The organism is Streptomyces sp. NPDC059008, assembly GCF_042749045.1.
In the GTDB taxonomy this organism is placed as follows: Bacteria; Actinomycetota; Actinomycetes; order Streptomycetales; family Streptomycetaceae; genus Streptomyces.
Genome location: NZ_JBHYJC010000001.1, coordinates 310,262 through 327,486 on the forward strand (window position 1 = coordinate 310,262; position 17,225 = coordinate 327,486).

Genomic DNA, 17,225 nt, shown 5'->3' on the forward strand with positions numbered 1-17,225 from the left:
ACGACAATCAGCCACCCCGGTACGGCCGCCGCATGCCACCCCGACCGCCCCGGACATGCGAAACCCCGATCACCCAGCGGCAATCGGGGTTTCGCACCAGCGTGCTGTGCGTTTATGGGTCTCAGACACCCGAACCTGCGGGCACGGAGTCGGTCGCCTCCGTCCACAGATCCTGCTCGGCGCGATCCGCCTGGATCTGGCGGTACACGAGGAGCCCGCCGATGGCGGCCAGTGCGACCAGGAGAAGCTTCTTCACCGCGCGACCTCGTCTTTCGTTGACGTAGGGGACCTATGTCGGCCGATGATACACACCGGCCGATACCGATCGGTTACCTAGCCCGCAGTCGGCAACACCTCGTCCGAGGCCTGCGCCACGAGCCAACTTCCGCCTCTGTACAACGAATCGGCCCGGCCGGGGAGTTCCCCGGCCGGGCCGATTGTGCAGTGCGGCTACCAGGACTTGAACCTGGGGCCTCTTCCTTATCAGGGAAGCGCTCTAACCGTCTGAGCTATAGCCGCGCGTTCGCTGCACCGAAAGATTAGCGCACTTCAGAGGCGTTCCCAAAATCGGTTCCCGAGGGCCCCCGGAAGCCCTCCCGCCGGGGACTCACTCGTCCTCGGCGAGCGTGAGCTCCACACCGCCGACGAAGCCGGCCGACAGGTTGTAGATGAAGGCACCGAGAGTGGCCAGCGCGGTCGCCAGCACCACGTCGATCACCGCGATGATCGACGTGAACAGCAGCACCCGCGGCAGCGACAGGAACGACTGCAGGTCGAAGCCGCTGCCGTCCCCGGAGCCGGTCGCCTCGCTGATCGTCCCGCCGACGGTGGAGAAGACCCCCATCGCGTTCATGACCATCCACAGCACCGCGACGGCCACGACCGTGCAGATGCCCAGCGCGATGGAGAGCAGGAAGCTGACCTTCATCACCGACCAGGGATCGGCCCGCGCCACCCGCAGCCGGGCCTTGCGCGTCCGCGGGACCGTACGGGCGCCCGTACGCGGCCTGCGCACCGCCTGCCCGCCGTCCTGCCCCTCGCCGGTGGGATACGCCTGAGGCGGCTGATACGGCTGCTGTGGGGCGCCCTGGGCCGCCTCTGCCGCTCCCTGGGGGCGCGGCTGCGGCTGGGACTGCGGCTGCGGCTGTGGTTGTCGGGTGTCGGACACGGTTCTCCCCTGGTGCGAGCCCTCGTCTCGGGGGCCGTTGTCAGAAATGGCAGAGCCACGGGCGCTGTGCTCCGTCACGGTAGCGGGTCCGGACGGGGAGCCCTTGCTCTCTCCCGGTCCACCCGCCGCAGCGCCCGTGGCTCCACTCACGACCTACTCCTTGCGCTACTCCGCCGCGAGCTCGGTCCCCTCGGCCTCCTCGGGCGCCTCGCCCGCGTCGACCTCCTCGGCTTCCCGGCCGGCCTCGGCGTTCCGTGCGATGCCGACGACGGCATCACGCTTGCCGAGGTTGATCAGTTGGACGCCCATGGTGTCACGGCCGGTCTCGCGGACCTCGTTGACCCGTGTACGGATCACGCCACCGCCGAGGGTGATGGCGAGGATCTCGTCCGTCTCCTCGACGACCAGCGCGCCGACCAGCGAGCCCCGGTCCTCGACGATCTTGGCGGCCTTGATTCCCAGGCCGCCGCGGCCCTGGACGCGGTACTCGTCGACCGCGGTGCGCTTGGCGTACCCGCCGTCCGTGGCGGTGAAGACGTACGTACCGGCGCGGACCACGTTCATCGACAGCAGCTCGTCGCCCTCGCGGAAGCTCATGCCCTTCACACCGGACGTGGCCCGGCCCATCGGGCGCAGCGCCTCGTCCGTCGCCGTGAAGCGGATCGACTGGGCCTTCTTGCTGATCAGCAGCAGGTCGTCGGTGTCCGACACCAGCTCGGCGCCGATCAGCTCGTCGTCCGAGCCGTCCTCCTGCTCGCGCAGGTTGATCGCGATCACACCGCCGGAGCGCGGGGAGTCGTAGTCCTTGAGCGGGGTCTTCTTCACCAGGCCGGCCTTGGTGGCGAGCACCAGATACGGCATGGCCTCGTAGTCGCGGATCGCCAGGATCTGTGCGATCTGCTCGTCCGGCTGGAAGGCGAGGAGGTTGGCGACGTGCTGGCCGCGCGCGTCGCGCCCCGCGTCGGGGAGCTCGTAGGCCTTGGCGCGGTAGACCCGGCCCTTGTTCGTGAAGAACAGCAGCCAGTGGTGGGTGGTGGAGACGAAGAAGTGGTCGACGATGTCGTCTTCCTTGAGCTTCGTGCCCCGTACGCCCTTGCCGCCGCGCTTCTGGGAGCGGTAGTCGTCGGTCTTCGTGCGCTTCACATAGCCGCCACGGGTGATCGTGACGACGATGTCCTCCTCGGCGATCAGGTCCTCGATGGACATGTCGCCCTCGAAGGGCACCAGCTTCGAGCGCCGGTCGTCGCCGAACTTCTCGACGATCGCGGCGAGTTCCTCGCTGATGATCTGACGCTGGCGCTCCGGGGAGGCCAGGATCGCGTTGTACTCGTTGATCTTGCGCTGCAGCTCGTCGTGCTCGGCGGTGATCTTCTGGCGCTCCAGGGCGGCCAGCCGGCGCAGCTGCATCTCCAGGATCGCGTTGGCCTGGATCTCGTCGATCTCCAGCAGGCCCATCAGGCCCTCGCGGGCCACGTCGACCGTCTCACTGCGCCGGATCAGCGCGATGACCTCGTCGATCGCGTCCAGCGCCTTGAGCAGACCGCGCAGGATGTGCGCCCGCTCCTCGGCCTTGCGCAGCCGGAACTTCGTACGGCGGACGATGACCTCGATCTGGTGCGTCACCCAGTTGCGGATGAACGCGTCCAGGGAGAGCGTGCGCGGCACGCCGTCCACCAGGGCGAGCATGTTCGCACCGAAGTTGGTCTGCAGATCGGTGTGCTTGTAGAGGTTGTTCAGGACGACCTTGGCGACCGCGTCCCGCTTGAGGACGATCACCAGGCGCTGGCCGGTGCGCGAGGAGGTCTCGTCGCGGACGTCCGCGATGCCGCCGATCTTGCCGTCCTTCACCAGGTCGGCGATCTTCTGCGCGAGGTTGTCCGGGTTGACCTGGTAGGGCAGCTCGGTGACCACCAGGCACTGGCGGTTCTGGATCTCCTCGACCGCCACCACGGCACGCATCGTGATCGAGCCGCGGCCGGTGCGGTAGGCCTCCTCGATGCCCTTGCGGCCCACCACCAGCGCGCCGGTGGGGAAGTCCGGGCCCTTGATCCGCTCGATCAGCGCCTCGAGCAGCTCCTCGTGGGAGGCCTCCGGGTGCTCCAGCGCCCACTGGGCACCGGCCGCGACCTCGCGCAGGTTGTGCGGCGGGATGTTGGTGGCCATACCGACCGCGATACCGGCCGAGCCGTTGATCAGCAGGTTGGGGAAGCGGGACGGCAGGACCGTCGGCTCCTGGTTACGGCCGTCGTAGTTGTCCTGGAAGTCGACGGTCTCCTCGTCGATGTCCCGGAGCATCTCCATGGACAGCGACTTCATCTTGCACTCGGTGTACCGCATCGCCGCGGCCGGGTCGTTGCCCGGAGAACCGAAGTTGCCGTTGGAGTCCACCAGCGGCATCCGCATCGACCACGGCTGCGCCAGGCGCACCAGCGCGTCGTAGATCGAGGAGTCGCCGTGCGGGTGGTACGTACCCATGACGTCGCCGACGACGCGGGCGCACTTGTAGAAGCCCTTCTCGGGGCGGTAGCCGCCGTCGTACATCGCGTACAGCACGCGGCGGTGGACGGGCTTGAGGCCGTCGCGGACGTCCGGCAGCGCACGCGAGACGATGACGGACATCGCGTAGTCGAGGTAGGAGCGCTGCATCTCCGTCTCGAGCCCGACGGGCTCGACGCGCATCCCGACGCCCTCGATGGCGGCGGGCGCGCCCTCGGCGGTCACGCCGTCCGGGGTCACAGGGGGGTTCTCGTCGGCCATGGTGGTTCAAAGTCCTTTCGAGCTGCGGCTGTTGTTCGGGCCGACAGGGCTCAGATGTCGAGGAAGCGGACGTCCTTGGCGTTGCGCTGGATGAACGAGCGGCGTGCCTCGACGTCCTCACCCATGAGCACCGAGAACAGGTCGTCGGCGCGGGCCGCGTCGTCCAGGGAGACCTGGCCGAGAACGCGGTGGTCGATGTCCATGGTCGTCACCCGCAGCTCCTCGGCGTTCATCTCGCCGAGACCCTTGAACCGCTGGATGGAGTCCTCTCGGATCCGCTTGCCGTTCTGCTTGCCGAGCTCTACCAGGGCGTCCCGCTCCGCGTCGGAGTAGGCGTACTCGAAGTCGTCCCGACCCCACTTGATCTTGTACAGCGGGGGGCGGGAGAGGTAGACGTGTCCGGCCTCGACCAGCGGGCGCATGAAGCGGAAGAGGAACGTGAGCAGCAGGGTGTTGATGTGCTGACCGTCGACGTCGGCGTCCGCCATCAGAATGATCTTGTGATAGCGGAGCTTCTCGATGTCGAAGTCCTCGTGCACGCCCGTGCCGAACGCCGAGATCAGCGCCTGGACCTCGTTGTTCTGCAGGATCTTGTCGACCCGTGCCTTCTCGACGTTGAGGATCTTTCCTCGGATCGGCAGGATCGCCTGGTACTCCGGGTTCCGGCCGGACTTGGCCGAGCCGCCGGCGGAGTCACCCTCGACGATGAAGATCTCGCACTTGGTGGGGTCGTTGGACTGGCAGTCGCTCAGCTTGCCCGGCAGCGACGCCGTCTCCAGCAGGCCCTTACGGCGGGTCAGATCGCGCGCCTTACGGGCGGCCACCCGGGCGGTCGCCGCCTGGATGCCCTTGCGGACGATGTCCGCGGCCTCGTTGGGGTTGCGGTCGAGCCAGTCCGTGAGGTGCTCGTGGACGACCTTCTGCACAAAGGTCTTGGCCTCGGTGTTGCCCAGCTTCGTCTTGGTCTGGCCCTCGAACTGCGGCTCGCCGAGCTTGACCGAGATGATCGCCGTCAGACCCTCGCGGATGTCCTCACCCGTGAGGTTGTCGTCCTTCTCGCGCAGCAGCTTCTTGTCGCGGGCGTAGCGGTTGATCAGACCCGTCAGCGCCGCGCGGAAGCCCTCTTCGTGGGTACCGCCCTCATGGGTGTGGATGGTGTTGGCGAAGCTGTAGACACCCTCGCTGTACTGGGTGTTCCACTGCATCGCCAGCTCGACCGAGAGCATCCGCTCCTTGTCCTCGGCCTCCACCGCGATCACCGTCGGATGCACCAGCTCGCCCTTGCGCGAGTTGAGGTACTTCACGAAGTCGACGATGCCGCCCTCGTAGTGGTACCGGACCGCGAGGGGGTTGCCGTCCTCGTCCACATGGTCCGGGCGCTCGTCGCGCAGCGCGATCGAGAGGCCCTTGTTGAGGAACGCCATCTCCTGGAAGCGCCGGGAGAGCGTCTCGAAGCTGTAGGTGGTGGTCTCGAAGATGTCCGGGTCGGCCCAGAACGTCACCGAGGTACCGGAGTCCTCCGTGGCCTCGTGCTTGGCCAGCGGGGCGGTCGGCACACCCTGCTTGTAGTCCTGCGTCCAGCGGTAACCGTCGGTCTTGATCTCCACCGCGACGCGCGTCGACAGCGCGTTGACGACGGAGACGCCCACGCCGTGCAGACCACCGGAGACCGCGTATCCGCCGCCGCCGAACTTGCCGCCGGCGTGCAGGACGGTCAGCACGACCTCGACTGCCGGCTTGTTCTCGGACGGCACGATGCCGACGGGGATGCCGCGGCCGTTGTCGACCACCCGCACGCCGCCGTCGGACAGGATCGTCACGTCGATGGTGTCGGCGTGCCCCGCCATCGCCTCGTCGACGGAGTTGTCGACGACCTCTTGCACGAGGTGGTGCAGACCGCGCTCGCCCGTCGAGCCGATGTACATGCCGGGGCGCTTGCGAACCGCGTCCAGGCCTTCGAGGACGGTGATCGCGCTGGCGTCGTACGACTTCTCCACCGAGGAGTCGCCCAGGGCGCCGGCAGGAACCCCCTCTTCAGTAGAAGCCGTGTTGTTCTCGTTGAGGTCGCCGGAGTCGGCCACGAAGCGCCCTTTCTGGCACAGCACAAGCCCTTCCGCGCCTGTGCGGGTCACCCCGTGAGGACAGGCGGGAGCGGCTGCGTCGTTCGACATATTCCGCGAGTGGGCGGGATTGCCACCAGTCTACCGGTAGCGCTGACACTCATGGGGGTTTGCAGGCACCTGAGTCGTCATGTGCCGCCCTGAACTGGCGTCCGCCGACTCCCCATATCCGAGAAGGGGCCCCAGGACGCTCACACGGGCACTCAGCGCTTCCGACTGTCAACCGCCGGCTACCGTGAGCGGAGTCTCATCCGCCTCATGCGTTTACCGGGGCCCGGGGGCTCACCCGTAGGTATCTCCGGGGCCCTTGCTGCCCGGTGCCCGCAGCGCTCCGTACCGGCGCGCGGGGCCGCCGGGACCCAGCACCTTGATCAGCTTTACGGTGCCGTGGCCCAGGTCCTCGTTGAGCCGCGCCACCAACGTCGGAGCCAGCAGCCGCAGCTGCGTCGCCCACGCCGTCGAATCGCACCCCACCGTCAGCACCCGGGCGTCCTCGTCGTACTTCTGCGGCTCGCAGTGCTGCGCCACCTCGGGCCCGACCAGCTGCGGCCAGCGCCCCATCACCCCGCCGACCGCGGCCGGGGTCTCCCAGCCGCGCTCCGTGATCAGCCGGTTGATCGCCGCCCCGAGCGGCAGCGGATCGCGGCCGTCCGCCCGCGCTCCCGAGCGCAGTCCGCCGCGCCGGGCCTGTTTCTTCTGCTGTGCGGCCGCGCCCCGCGCACGCGCCTGCTCCTTGGCGGCCACCAGCGCCTGCCGGGCCAGATCCACACCGGACAGCTCCGGAGGCTTGGGGCGGCCGGGCTGCTCCTCACTCACGAGGCCACCCTCTCCACGGCACCGTCCGCCACCGCGTAGCGGGCGCCGGTCAGCACCCCGGGCACATCGTCGTCCACCGCGGCGGTCACCAGCACCTGCTCGCCCGGGGCCACCAGCTCCGCCAACCGCTCCCGGCGCCGCGCGTCCAGCTCGGCGAAGACGTCGTCGAGCACCAGCACCGGCTCATTGCCCTCGGCACGCAGCAGGTCGTACGAGGCCAGCCGCAGCGCCAGCGCATACGACCAGGACTCGCCGTGACTGGCGTAGCCCTTGGCCGGCAGCTGCCCCAGCTTGAGCAGCAGATCGTCCCGATGCGGGCCGACCAGCGTCACCCCGCGCTCGATCTCCCCCTTGCGGGCCTCGCCGAGCGCCGCCAGCAGCACGCCGTACAGCTCCTCGCGGGTCGAGGCGGCGGCCATCGCCTCGCCCGCCGAACCGCGGTACTCCAGCGTCAGCGGCCCACCGCCGGGCGCCAGCTGCTCATAGGCCTTGTCCGCGAGCGGCTGCAGCGCGGCGATCAGATCGAGGCGCTGCGCCAGCAGCTCGGCCCCGGCCCGCGCCAGGTGCTGGTCCCATACGTCCAGCGTCGACAGGTCCATCTGCCGCCCGCCGTGCCGCCGCGCCAGCGCCGCGGTCTTGAGCAGGGTGTTGCGCTGCTTGAGGACGCGGTCGTAGTCCGAACGCACCCCGGCCATCCGCGGCGAGCGCGCGGTGATCAGCTCGTCCAGGAACCGCCGGCGCTCCCCGGGGTCGCCCTTGACCAGCGCCAGATCCTCCGGCGCGAACAGCACCGTCCGTACGATGCCGAGCACATCACGCGGTCTGACCTGCGAGGACCGGTTGATACGGGCGCGATTGGCCCGGCCGGGGTTCAGCTCCAGCTCGATCAGCTGCTGGCGCTCGCCCTGGACGACCGCGGCGCGGATGACCGCCCGCTCGGCGCCCATCCGCACCAGCGGGGCGTCCGAGGAGACCCGGTGGCTGCCGAGCGTGGCCAGATAGCCGACCGCCTCGACCAGGTTGGTCTTGCCCTGGCCGTTGGGGCCCACGAAAGCCGTGACGCCCGGGTCGAGCGGGACCTCGACCCGGGCGTACGAGCGGAAGTCGGCGAGCGACAGATGCGATACGTGCATGGCGGTGCGCCGACCTCCCCCGGCTCTCTGTTCCTTGCCGCTACGGCGGTTACTGTGGGTTACTTCTTGTTCTCGACCGCGTGGCCGCCGAACTGGTTGCGCAGCGCGGCGATCATCTTCATCTGCGGGGAGTCGTCCTGGCGGGACGCGAAGCGCGCGAACAGCGAGGCCGTGATCGCGGGCAGCGGCACGGCGTTGTCGATGGCGGCCTCCACGGTCCACCGGCCCTCGCCGGAGTCCTGTGCGAAACCGCGCAGCTTGTCCAGGTGCTCGTCGTCGTCGAGCGCGTTGACGGCCAGGTCGAGCAGCCAGGAGCGGATGACCGTGCCCTCCTGCCAGGAGCGGAAGACCTCGCGGACGTCCGTGACGGAGTCGACCTTCTCCAGCAGCTCCCAGCCCTCGGCGAAGGCCTGCATCATCGCGTACTCGATGCCGTTGTGGACCATCTTGGCGAAGTGACCGGCGCCGACCTTGCCGGCGTGCACCGAGCCGAACTCGCCCTCGGGCTTGAGGGCGTCGAAGATCGGCTGCACCTTGGCGACGTCGTCCTTCTCGCCGCCGTACATCAGCGCATAGCCGTTCTCCAGGCCCCAGACGCCGCCGGAGACACCGCAGTCGACGAAGCCGATGCCCTTGGCCTTGAGCTCCTCGGCGTGCTTCTCGTCGTCGGTCCAGCGGGAGTTGCCGCCGTCCACGACGATGTCGCCCGGGGAGAGCAGCTCGGCCAGCTCGTCGATCGTGGACTGGGTGGCGGCGCCGGCCGGCACCATGACCCAGACCACCCGCGGACCCTTGAGCTTGCCCACAAGCTCCTGGAGGCTGTTCACATCCGCCAGGTCCGGGTTGCGGTCGTAACCGACGACGGTGTGGCCGGCGCGGCGAATGCGCTCGCGCATGTTGCCGCCCATCTTGCCGAGACCGACGAGACCGAGCTCCATCAGAGACCCTCTTTGCACGTAGTCGTTGCTGGTGTTCCCGAGTCCGAGCCTACGCCCGCAGCTCCGTGCACAGCTGTGGGCTCAGCCGCTCATCGGGGCCCTGTCAGCCAGTCGCCGCAAGGGCTCCGATGAGCGTCCGGACGCTCGGTCCGGTGCCGGCCGACGGCCGCACCGGCGTGTGCCGCAGCGCGCGGCGGACCCGCGCGCTCGCAGCCGTCAGCCCGACAGCCGCACCGGCATGATCAGGTACTTGTACGCGTCGTCCGCCTCGGCGTCCTTGGCCGGGCGGCCGCTCAGCAGCGCCGGCTTGGTGGACGTCGTGAAGGACAGCTGGGCCACCGGGGAGTCGATGGCGGACAGGCCCTCCAGCAGGAAGCCGGGGTTGAAGGCGATCGAGATGTCGTCGCCGTCCAGATCCGCGTCGACCCTCTCCACAGCCTGTGCATCGTCGCTGGAGCCGGCCTCCAGGATCAGCACGCCCTGCTCGAAGCTCAGCCGGACCGGCGTGTTCCGCTCGGCCACCAGCGCCACACGCTTGACGGCCTCGACGAACGGGGCGGTCTCGATCACGGCGACGGAGTTGAACTCGGTCGGGAAGAGCGTGCGGTACTTGGGCAGGTCGCCCTCCAGCAGACGCGTCGTCGTCCGCCGGCCGGCGCCCTCGAAACCGATCAGGCCCTCGCCCTGGCCGGAGCCGGACAGCGCGAGCGTGACGGTGTCGCCGCTGCTCAGCGACTTGGCGGTGTCCAGCAGCGTCTTCGCCGGCACCAGCGCGACCGCGGAGGCGTCCGGGCTCTCCGGCTTCCACAGGAACTCGCGCACCGCGAAGCGGTAGCGGTCGGTGGAGGCCAGGGTGACGGTGTCGCCCTCGATCTCGATCCGTACGCCGGTGAGCACCGGAAGGGTGTCGTCGCGGCCGGCGGCGATGGCCACCTGGGCGGCGGCAGCGGCGAAGACCTCACCGGGGACGGTGCCGGTGGCGGTGGGCATGGTCGGCAGGGACGGGTACTCCTCCACAGGGAGGGTGTGGAGGGTGAACCGCGAGGAGCCGCAGACGACGGTCACTCGTACACCGTCGGTGGAAATCTCCACCGGGCGGTTGGGGAGCGCACGGCAGATGTCGGCGAGCAGTCGGCCGGAGACCAGGACCGTGCCCTCCTCCTCGACCTCGGCCTCCACCGAGACCCGCGCCGAGACCTCGTAGTCGAAGCCGGAGAGGCTCAGTGCGCCGTCCTCCGCCTTCAGCAGCAGGCCCGCGAGGACGGGCACCGGCGGACGGGCCGGGAGGCTCTTGGCCGCCCAGGCCACTGCCTCCGCGAGTACATCGCGCTCCACCCGGATCTTCACCGGAAACCGCCTCCTGCTGTTGCTGGCTCTCGCCCTGCTGGCCTTCTTCGTCGGCTGGGTTGCCGGAGACCAGTCTGACGCACGCCACCGACAGTCGGTGCGGCTCGGGGTCAAGTCGACTCGACCGGTCCCGGACGTCCGGCGGCCAACTTGTGCACAGGCCCCGTTTCCGAGCGAGTTCCCCGGTAGATATCCGTGGTCGTAGTAGTAGGGGCTGTGGAAACCGTGGACAACTGCCTTTGCGCAGGTCAACGCGGATTTTTTGTCCACTGCCCCTGTGGGCGGCGGCCGTGGAAAAGCCGGGGGTTCTGTGGACCGCCCGAAGTTCTGCACACCCGATACACAGGGGAGGGGTACTTCTCCCCAGTGCCGTCCCCAGCTTTACCCACGTTCCCCACAGCCCAACCCACCACCTTGGTGTGACCGCTTTCACTCGGCGCGGTGAGGAGGGGTGTTGCGTTGCCGAACAGTGGACAGGGGTGTGGAGAAGCCGGTGATCGCTGGGGACAACAGCGGCTCTCCTGTGGGCGGCCGGTGGACAAGACATCCACCTCCCTGTGGACGGATGCGCTGTCCACAGCCTGTGGAGAGCGCTTGGCCACAATTCCACACGCGGCTGACCTCCCCCGATGCTCCGTCAGAAGCCCAGCCTGTGGATCCCACAGGGATAACTTTCCTCTCCCCAGGGTGTGGACGGAAGAATCTTGCCCAATCTGTGGAGAGAGGCCGTGACCAGGCACGGAATCGAACACGGCTGGCGCGCTCCACAGGTTTGGGACGGGTCCGGGAGGGGACCGGGACGGCTCCGGGAGCGGGAATCAGCGGCTCCGGGCGGCTCTGAGGCAGTACGGGAGCGGTACGGGAACGCTCCGTCGGGCGCCGCCACCCCGCGTTCTGGCGCCTGACGCCTCGGCCCTTGCTCTCCATACGCCCAGGGCGCCCCGGGAGCGGATCCCGGGGCGCCCTGGGCGCGCCTGTGGCGGTGGCCGGTGGCCTCAGCCGTTCTTGATGCGGTTGGTGAGTTCGGTGACCTGGTTGTAGATCGAGCGGCGCTCGGCCATCAGCGCGCGGATCTTGCGGTCGGCGTGCATCACGGTCGTGTGGTCCCGGCCGCCGAACTGCGCGCCGATCTTCGGCAGCGAGAGATCGGTCAGCTCGCGGCACAGGTACATGGCGATCTGCCGGGCGGTCACCAGCACCCGGCTGCGCGAGGAGCCGCACAGATCGTCGATGGTCAGCCCGAAGTAGTCGGCGGTGGACGCCATGATCGCGGTCGCGGTGATCTCCGGCGCGGCATCCTCGCCCCCGGGGATCAGATCCTTCAGCACGATCTCGGTCAGCCCCAGGTCGACGGGCTGCCGGTTGAGCGAGGCGAACGCGGTGACCCGGATCAGCGCGCCCTCCAGCTCGCGGATGTTGCGCGAGATGCGGGACGCGATGAACTCCAGCACCTCCGGTGGCGCGTTCAGCTGCTCCTGCACCGCCTTCTTGCGCAGGATCGCGATCCGGGTCTCCAGCTCGGGCGGCTGGACGTCGGTGATCAGGCCCCACTCGAAGCGGTTGCGCAGCCGGTCCTCCAGGGTGACCAGCTGCTTGGGCGGCCGGTCACTGGAGAGCACGATCTGCTTGTTGGCGTTGTGCAGCGTGTTGAAGGTGTGGAAGAACTCCTCCTGCGTCGACTCCTTGCTCGCCAGGAACTGGATGTCGTCGACCAGCAGGATGTCCATGTCGCGGTAGCGCTTGCGGAACGCGTCCGCCTTGCCGTCGCGGATGGAGTTGATGAACTCGTTGGTGAACTCCTCCGAGCTCACGTACCGCACCCGGGTCCCCGGGTACAGGCTCCGCGCGTAGTGCCCGATCGCATGCAGCAGATGGGTCTTGCCGAGGCCGGACTCCCCGTAGATGAACAGGGGGTTGTACGCCTTGGCCGGGGCCTCGGCGACGGCGACCGCGGCGGCGTGCGCGAAGCGGTTCGAGGCCCCGATGACGAAGGTGTCGAAGAGGTACTTCGGGTTCAGCCGCGCGGTCGGCTCACCGGGGCCGGTCGCCGGCGCGGGCTGCGCGGCGAGCGGGCCGGGCGCACCGCTGGGTGCGGGCAGTACGGCGCCGGGACCGGAGCGGCCGTTGTGCCCGCCGGGCTGGTGCTCGGTGAGATCACGGCGCTGCTGTTCGTACGCGGAGCGCCCGCCGTCGGAGTGCTGCGGCGGTCCGCTGCGGTCGGGGGCCTGCGCACGGTAGTCGTTCTGGTGCTGCTGGTGCTGCTGTACATGCGAGGGGGAGGCGTAGGGGTCGCGCTCGGGGAAGCCGCCGAGGTGCTGCTGCTGCCAGCCGTAGTCGTCACGCGGTCCGGGGCCGCCGGCAAGGGGGGCGGAGTGCTGCGGCCAGGAGCCGGGCTCGTGCCGGGGCTGCTGGTAGTCGGGGTAGGCGGGCCGGACGCCGGGCATGTCGTCGCCCTGGTGCCCGTAGCCCTGCCGGGTGTCGTGGCGGCGCTCGTAGTCATACGCGTCGTGCTGCTGCGGTGACTGATGCGGATGCTGGTGGTGCGGGGCCTGCTGCTGCGGCGACTGGTGCTGCTGGTGCTGCGACGGCGTGGGCGCGGCCGGAGCCGGGGGCTCCTCGGAGGAGTCGTCGACGGTGATCGCGATCCGGATCGGCCGGCCGCACTCATGGCTGAGGGCTTCCCCGATCAGCGGTGCCAGCCGGCCCTCGAGCACGCCCTTGGCGAATTCGTTGGGGACGGCGAGCAGCGCGGTGTCGGCGACCAGCGCCAGCGGCTGGGTGCGCTTGAGCCAGTCCTGGTCCTTGGGCTTGAGGCCGTCGGCTTCCGCCCGGAGGAGATGGTCGAGCACGCGGGGCCACACTGCGGCAAGATCGGCAGGTACATCAGCCACAGGGCACGCTCTCTCACAGTCCCACGAATGTGTGATTCTCAGGACGGGCGGGAAGGAATCGGAGTTCAGCCACGGTAGTCAGGGCGGGCCTGGGGATTCAAGTTGTTGTCCACAGGCTGTGCATAGTGTGTCCTGACAGGCGCCTCCTCGTGCTGCCGAGGAGCCGGTTTGACCGGATGGCGTAGCCGCGCGTACCGTGACCAGGTCGAGTTGTCGATGGCTGCTGCCGCCTGCCTCCGATGGGCAAAGATCGCGCTCTGGTGATCGTGTAGCGGTGCACTTAGGCGTTGCGAGCTACTCGTGGGCGCACGGTGACAGCCAACGACGCCCCACATCTGTCTCGCTTGAGACAACAAGCATTCCTGGAGCCCCCGAGTGAGCAAGCGCACCTTCCAGCCGAACAACCGCCGCCGCGCGAAGACCCACGGCTTCCGTCTGCGCATGCGGACCCGCGCCGGTCGCGCGATCCTCGCGTCCCGCCGTGGCAAGGGTCGCGCCCGCCTGTCGGCCTGAGCAGCCCGAACCTAGGTCCATGACGTGCTGCCTACCGAAAATCGGCTGAGGCGGCGCGAGGACTTTGCGACCGCGGTACGCCGGGGACGCAGGGCCGGGCGCCCGCTCCTTGTCGTTCATTGTCGTAGCGGTGCAACGGACCCGCACGCAGCGGGGGAATGCCTTCCCCCGGCGCGTGCGGGTTTCGTCGTCAGCAAGGCCGTTGGCATCGCGGTCGTGCGCAACAGGGTCAAGCGCAGACTCCGCCATCTCCTGCGCGACCGGCTGGACCGGCTGCCCGCCGGTAGCCTGGTTGTCGTACGGGCCCTGCCCGGCGCGGGTGACGCGGATCACGAACAGCTGGCCCGCGACCTGGACGCCGCCCTTGAGCGGCTGCTGGGAGGGGTGCCGAAAGGCTGCAATCCCCCGGGGGCTGTGACCGGCGGCGGCAGCGCCGCGGGCTCCCGGAACCCCGGCCGGGGCCCGGGAGGGAGCGCACAGTGAAGTACCCGCTGCTGCTTTTGATCAAGATCTATCAGTGGACCATCAGCCCCCTGCTGGGCCCGGTCTGCAAGTACTACCCGTCGTGCTCGCACTATGGCTATACGGCCATCGACCGGCACGGCGCGGTGAAAGGGACTGCGCTGACGGCCTGGCGCATCCTGCGCTGCAACCCGTGGTCGCTCGGTGGCGTCGACCACGTCCCTCCCCGGAAGCGTCCGGTCTGGCACCAGCGGCTGAGGAGCCGTCTGGGCGGGACTGCTGCCCATGAGCCCGCCGCCCAGCCCGAGACTCAGCCCAACGCCCAAGGAGCCTGATTCGTGGACACGATCCTGAATCCTCTCTATTACGCCGTTTCCTGGATCATCGTCCAGTTCCACTCGTTCTACAGCCTCATCTTTGACAAGAACAGTGGCGCGGCGTGGGGTCTGTCCATCGTCTCGCTGGTGGTGCTGATCCGTATCTGCCTGATCCCGCTCTTCGTGAAGCAGATCAAGTCGACGCGGAACATGCAGGCGCTCCAGCCGAAGATGAAGGCGATCCAGGAGCGCTACAAGAGCGACAAGCAGCGCCAGTCCGAAGAGATGATGAAGCTCTACAAGGAGACGGGCACCAACCCGCTCTCGAGCTGTCTCCCGATTCTGGCCCAGTCGCCGTTCTTCATCGCGCTGTACCAGGTCCTGAACCACATCGCGAACAACGAGACCGTCGGCGTCATCAACCAGTCGCTGCTGAACAGCGCGAACAAGGCGCACATCTTCGGTGCGCCGCTGGCCGCGAAGTTCATGGACAGCGCGGAGAAGATCCAGAGCCTGGGCGCCTCGGTGACCGATGTCCGCGTGGTCACGGTCATCATGATCGTCCTGATGTCGGCGTCGCAGTTCTTCACCCAGCGCCAGCTGATGACCAAGAACGTCGACCTGACGGTGAAGACGCCGTTCATGCAGCAGCAGAAGATGCTGATGTACGTCTTCCCGATCATGTTCGCCGTCTTCGGTATCAACTTCCCCGTCGGTGTTCTCGTCTACTGGCTGACCACCAACGTGTGGACCATGGGCCAGCAGATGTTCGTCATCCGTCGTAACCCGACTCCGGGCAGCAAGGCCTTCGAGGAGCGCCAGGCGCGTCTGCGGGCCGCGGGCAAGCTGGTCGAGGCCCCCGCCGAGATCGCGGCGAAGAAGGCCGCCGAGGAGGCGCGTCAGAACCGCCAGCAGCCCAAGCGCCAGACGAAGGCCAAGCGGCAGACCGGTGGTGCTCCGGCCGCCGGCGGCGCGCAGCGTACGCGTGCCGGGGCGGCGGGCGCTGAGCAGGGCGGAGCGAAGAAGCAGTCGCTGGAGAAGAAGGACACGCAGGACGGCAAGGAGAAGGGCGGCGCCTCCGGGTCCCGCACCGCCAAGTCCGGACAGCGCAAGGGCCAGCAGCGCCCCAAGCACCCGTCGAAGAAGTAAGAAGGAGTCCTTTCGTGACGGACACGACCCCTGCCGCCGAGGGCACCGACACCCTGACCCGCCTGGAGCAGGAGGGCGAGATCGCGGCCGACTACCTCGAGGGTCTGCTGGACATCGCCGACCTCGACGGTGACATCGACATGGACGTCGAGGCCGACCGCGCCGCGGTGTCGATCATCAGCGACTCGACCAGCCGCGACCTGCAGAAGCTGGTGGGCCGTGACGGCGAGGTGCTGGAGGCGCTGCAGGAGCTGACCCGGCTGGCCGTGCACCGGGAGACCGGTGACCGCAGCCGTCTGATGCTCGACATCGCCGGCTTCCGGGCGCGCAAGCGCGAGCAGCTCACGGAGATCGGCGCGAAGGCGGCCGAGGAGGCCAAGGGCACCGGTCAGCCGGTGAAGCTCGACCCGATGACGCCGTTCGAGCGCAAGGTCGTCCACGACGCCGTGGCCGCGGCCGGGCTGCGCAGCGAGTCCGAGGGCGAGGAGCCGCAGCGTCGCGTGGTCGTCCTCCCGGCCTGACCGCTCAGCACTCCCGTTTTTCTTTGGCCCCGTCTGCTCGCAGGCGGGGCCAAAAGTTGTCAGCGTTCTGTGTTATTCCGGGTGAGTAGGCCCGGGTTCCCGGCAGGAAAAGCAGTCCAGAGGAAGGGCGGTTCCCGTGACGGAGGCAGCAGCGGAGCTCCCTCCTGCGCCGAAGGCGGCGCAGGAGGTATTCGGCGAGCGCTTTCCTGAGGCCGTGCGGTACGGCGAACTGCTCGCCGACGCGGGTGTGAAGCGAGGGCTGATCGGCCCGCGTGAGGTGCCGCGGCTGTGGGAGCGGCACCTGTTGAACTGCGCGGTGCTCTCCGAGGTGGTGCCCGAGGGCGTCTCGGTGTGCGATGTGGGTTCGGGGGCCGGGCTGCCCGGCATCCCGCTGGCGCTGGTACGCCCGGATCTGAAGATCACGCTCCTGGAGCCGCTGCTGCGGCGGACGAACTTCCTCCAGGAAGTCGTCGAGCTGCTCGGCCTTGACCACGTCACGGTGGTGCGGGGGCGAGCCGAAGAGGTCATGGGCAAGCTTCCCCAGGTGCATGTGGTGACCGCGCGCGCCGTCGCGCCGCTCGACCGGCTCGCCGGCTGGGGCGTTCCGCTGCTGCGCCCGTACGGCGAGATGCTGGCGCTCAAGGGCGATGCCGCGGAGGAGGAGCTCAAGGGCGCCCGGGCGGCACTGAGCAAGCTCGGTGTGGTGGAGACCTCGGTGGTGCAGGTGGGCGAGGGCGTGGTGGATCCGCCGACGACCGTGGTGCGGGTCGAGGTGGGCGAGAGCCCCGGCGGTGTGCGTTTCGCGGCCAAGCGGGCGAAGGCGGCCCGGGTCAGCCGTGCGTCGAGGGGGCGCCGGCGCTGACGTTCCTGTGCCGGTGCGCATCAGTCCGGCATTGAGGCGAGGGATGTCCCGTTCCGCGAAATAGGGGAACGGGCTAATTCCGTAAACGCCATCAAAACCACCCAAGACGGAGTGTCGCGGCTTATTCGGGCGTGACGCTGGCATCGTGTTTCACGTGAAACGTCGTTCTCTGCTGCAAGGGATCATCGGTCGCGGTCGTGCGGCCGCCGCGCCGCGCGACCGTAAGCCCAC

At 68.8% G+C, this 17,225-nt stretch carries 14 protein-coding genes, 1 tRNA gene and 1 pseudogene; 6 read left to right on the forward strand and 10 right to left on the reverse strand.

Going from position 1 to position 17,225, the window contains the following annotated elements; all coding sequences use genetic code 11:
• Window positions 1-121 precede the first annotated feature (121 nt).
• From ACFWZH_RS01420 to dnaA, 10 genes are all read right to left on the reverse strand, one after another.
• On the reverse strand, window positions 122-256 hold the full coding sequence (locus ACFWZH_RS01420) for a DLW-39 family protein (RefSeq protein ID WP_003958712.1): 135 nt from the start codon (window positions 254-256) through the stop codon (window positions 122-124).
• A gap of 189 nt (window positions 257-445) precedes the next feature.
• Window positions 446-519 (reverse strand) — tRNA-Ile (locus ACFWZH_RS01425).
• An 88-nt stretch (window positions 520-607) separates the two neighbouring features.
• A complete protein-coding gene (locus ACFWZH_RS01430; RefSeq protein WP_384424224.1) occupies window positions 608-1,318 on the reverse strand; it encodes a DUF3566 domain-containing protein in 711 nt (236 codons plus the stop codon).
• Window positions 1,319-1,333: 15 nt separating this feature from the next.
• On the reverse strand, window positions 1,334-3,925 hold the full coding sequence (gene gyrA, locus ACFWZH_RS01435) for a DNA gyrase subunit A (protein WP_384424225.1): 2,592 nt from the start codon (window positions 3,923-3,925) through the stop codon (window positions 1,334-1,336).
• A 50-nt stretch (window positions 3,926-3,975) separates the two neighbouring features.
• Complete coding sequence (gene gyrB, locus ACFWZH_RS01440; RefSeq protein ID WP_384424617.1) at window positions 3,976-6,030, reverse strand: DNA topoisomerase (ATP-hydrolyzing) subunit B; 2,055 nt, start codon at window positions 6,028-6,030, stop codon at window positions 3,976-3,978.
• A gap of 297 nt (window positions 6,031-6,327) precedes the next feature.
• Window positions 6,328-6,861 (reverse strand): DUF721 domain-containing protein, encoded by a 534-nt coding sequence (locus ACFWZH_RS01445; RefSeq protein WP_384424226.1) that lies wholly within the window; start codon window positions 6,859-6,861, stop codon window positions 6,328-6,330.
• A complete protein-coding gene (gene recF / locus ACFWZH_RS01450) occupies window positions 6,858-7,994 on the reverse strand; it encodes a DNA replication/repair protein RecF (RefSeq protein WP_384424227.1) in 1,137 nt (378 codons plus the stop codon). Before recF ends, ACFWZH_RS01445 begins: the two co-directional genes overlap by 4 nt.
• A gap of 59 nt (window positions 7,995-8,053) precedes the next feature.
• Window positions 8,054-8,932 carry a phosphogluconate dehydrogenase (NAD(+)-dependent, decarboxylating) gene (gnd, locus tag ACFWZH_RS01455; RefSeq protein WP_384424228.1) on the reverse strand — a complete coding sequence of 293 codons (879 nt, stop codon included), beginning with the start codon at window positions 8,930-8,932 and terminating at the stop codon, window positions 8,054-8,056.
• A gap of 216 nt (window positions 8,933-9,148) precedes the next feature.
• Window positions 9,149-10,279 carry a DNA polymerase III subunit beta gene (gene dnaN, locus ACFWZH_RS01460; RefSeq protein WP_033266997.1) on the reverse strand — a complete coding sequence of 377 codons (1,131 nt, stop codon included), beginning with the start codon at window positions 10,277-10,279 and terminating at the stop codon, window positions 9,149-9,151.
• A 995-nt stretch (window positions 10,280-11,274) separates the two neighbouring features.
• Window positions 11,275-13,170: a chromosomal replication initiator protein DnaA gene (gene dnaA, locus ACFWZH_RS01465; protein WP_384424229.1), complete on the reverse strand. Its 1,896-nt coding sequence runs from the start codon at window positions 13,168-13,170 to the stop codon at window positions 11,275-11,277.
• Between the two features lie 375 nt (window positions 13,171-13,545).
• Here dnaA and rpmH point away from each other — a divergent pair, with 375 nt between their 5' ends.
• The 6 genes and pseudogenes from rpmH (at window position 13,546) to rsmG (ending at window position 16,994) form a co-directional block, all read left to right on the forward strand.
• Window positions 13,546-13,683 (forward strand): 50S ribosomal protein L34, encoded by a 138-nt coding sequence (gene rpmH, locus ACFWZH_RS01470; RefSeq protein ID WP_003949374.1) that lies wholly within the window; start codon window positions 13,546-13,548, stop codon window positions 13,681-13,683.
• Between the two features lie 24 nt (window positions 13,684-13,707).
• Window positions 13,708-14,067, forward strand: a pseudogene (rnpA, locus tag ACFWZH_RS01475) (ribonuclease P protein component); the annotation flags it as partial.
• 95 nt (window positions 14,068-14,162) lie between these two features.
• Entirely contained in the window at window positions 14,163-14,480 is a 318-nt protein-coding gene (gene yidD / locus ACFWZH_RS01480) for a membrane protein insertion efficiency factor YidD (protein WP_384424230.1), read from the forward strand.
• A gap of 3 nt (window positions 14,481-14,483) precedes the next feature.
• On the forward strand, window positions 14,484-15,611 hold the full coding sequence (yidC, locus tag ACFWZH_RS01485; RefSeq protein ID WP_384424231.1) for a membrane protein insertase YidC: 1,128 nt from the start codon (window positions 14,484-14,486) through the stop codon (window positions 15,609-15,611).
• Window positions 15,612-15,625: 14 nt separating this feature from the next.
• Window positions 15,626-16,132, forward strand: a complete 507-nt coding sequence (locus tag ACFWZH_RS01490; RefSeq protein ID WP_033267001.1) for a R3H domain-containing nucleic acid-binding protein — start codon at window positions 15,626-15,628, stop codon at window positions 16,130-16,132.
• 136 nt (window positions 16,133-16,268) lie between these two features.
• Window positions 16,269-16,994, forward strand: coding sequence for a 16S rRNA (guanine(527)-N(7))-methyltransferase RsmG (gene rsmG, locus ACFWZH_RS01495; RefSeq protein ID WP_384424232.1), 726 nt, complete (start codon window positions 16,269-16,271; stop codon window positions 16,992-16,994).
• Window positions 16,995-17,225: the final 231 nt, after the last annotated feature.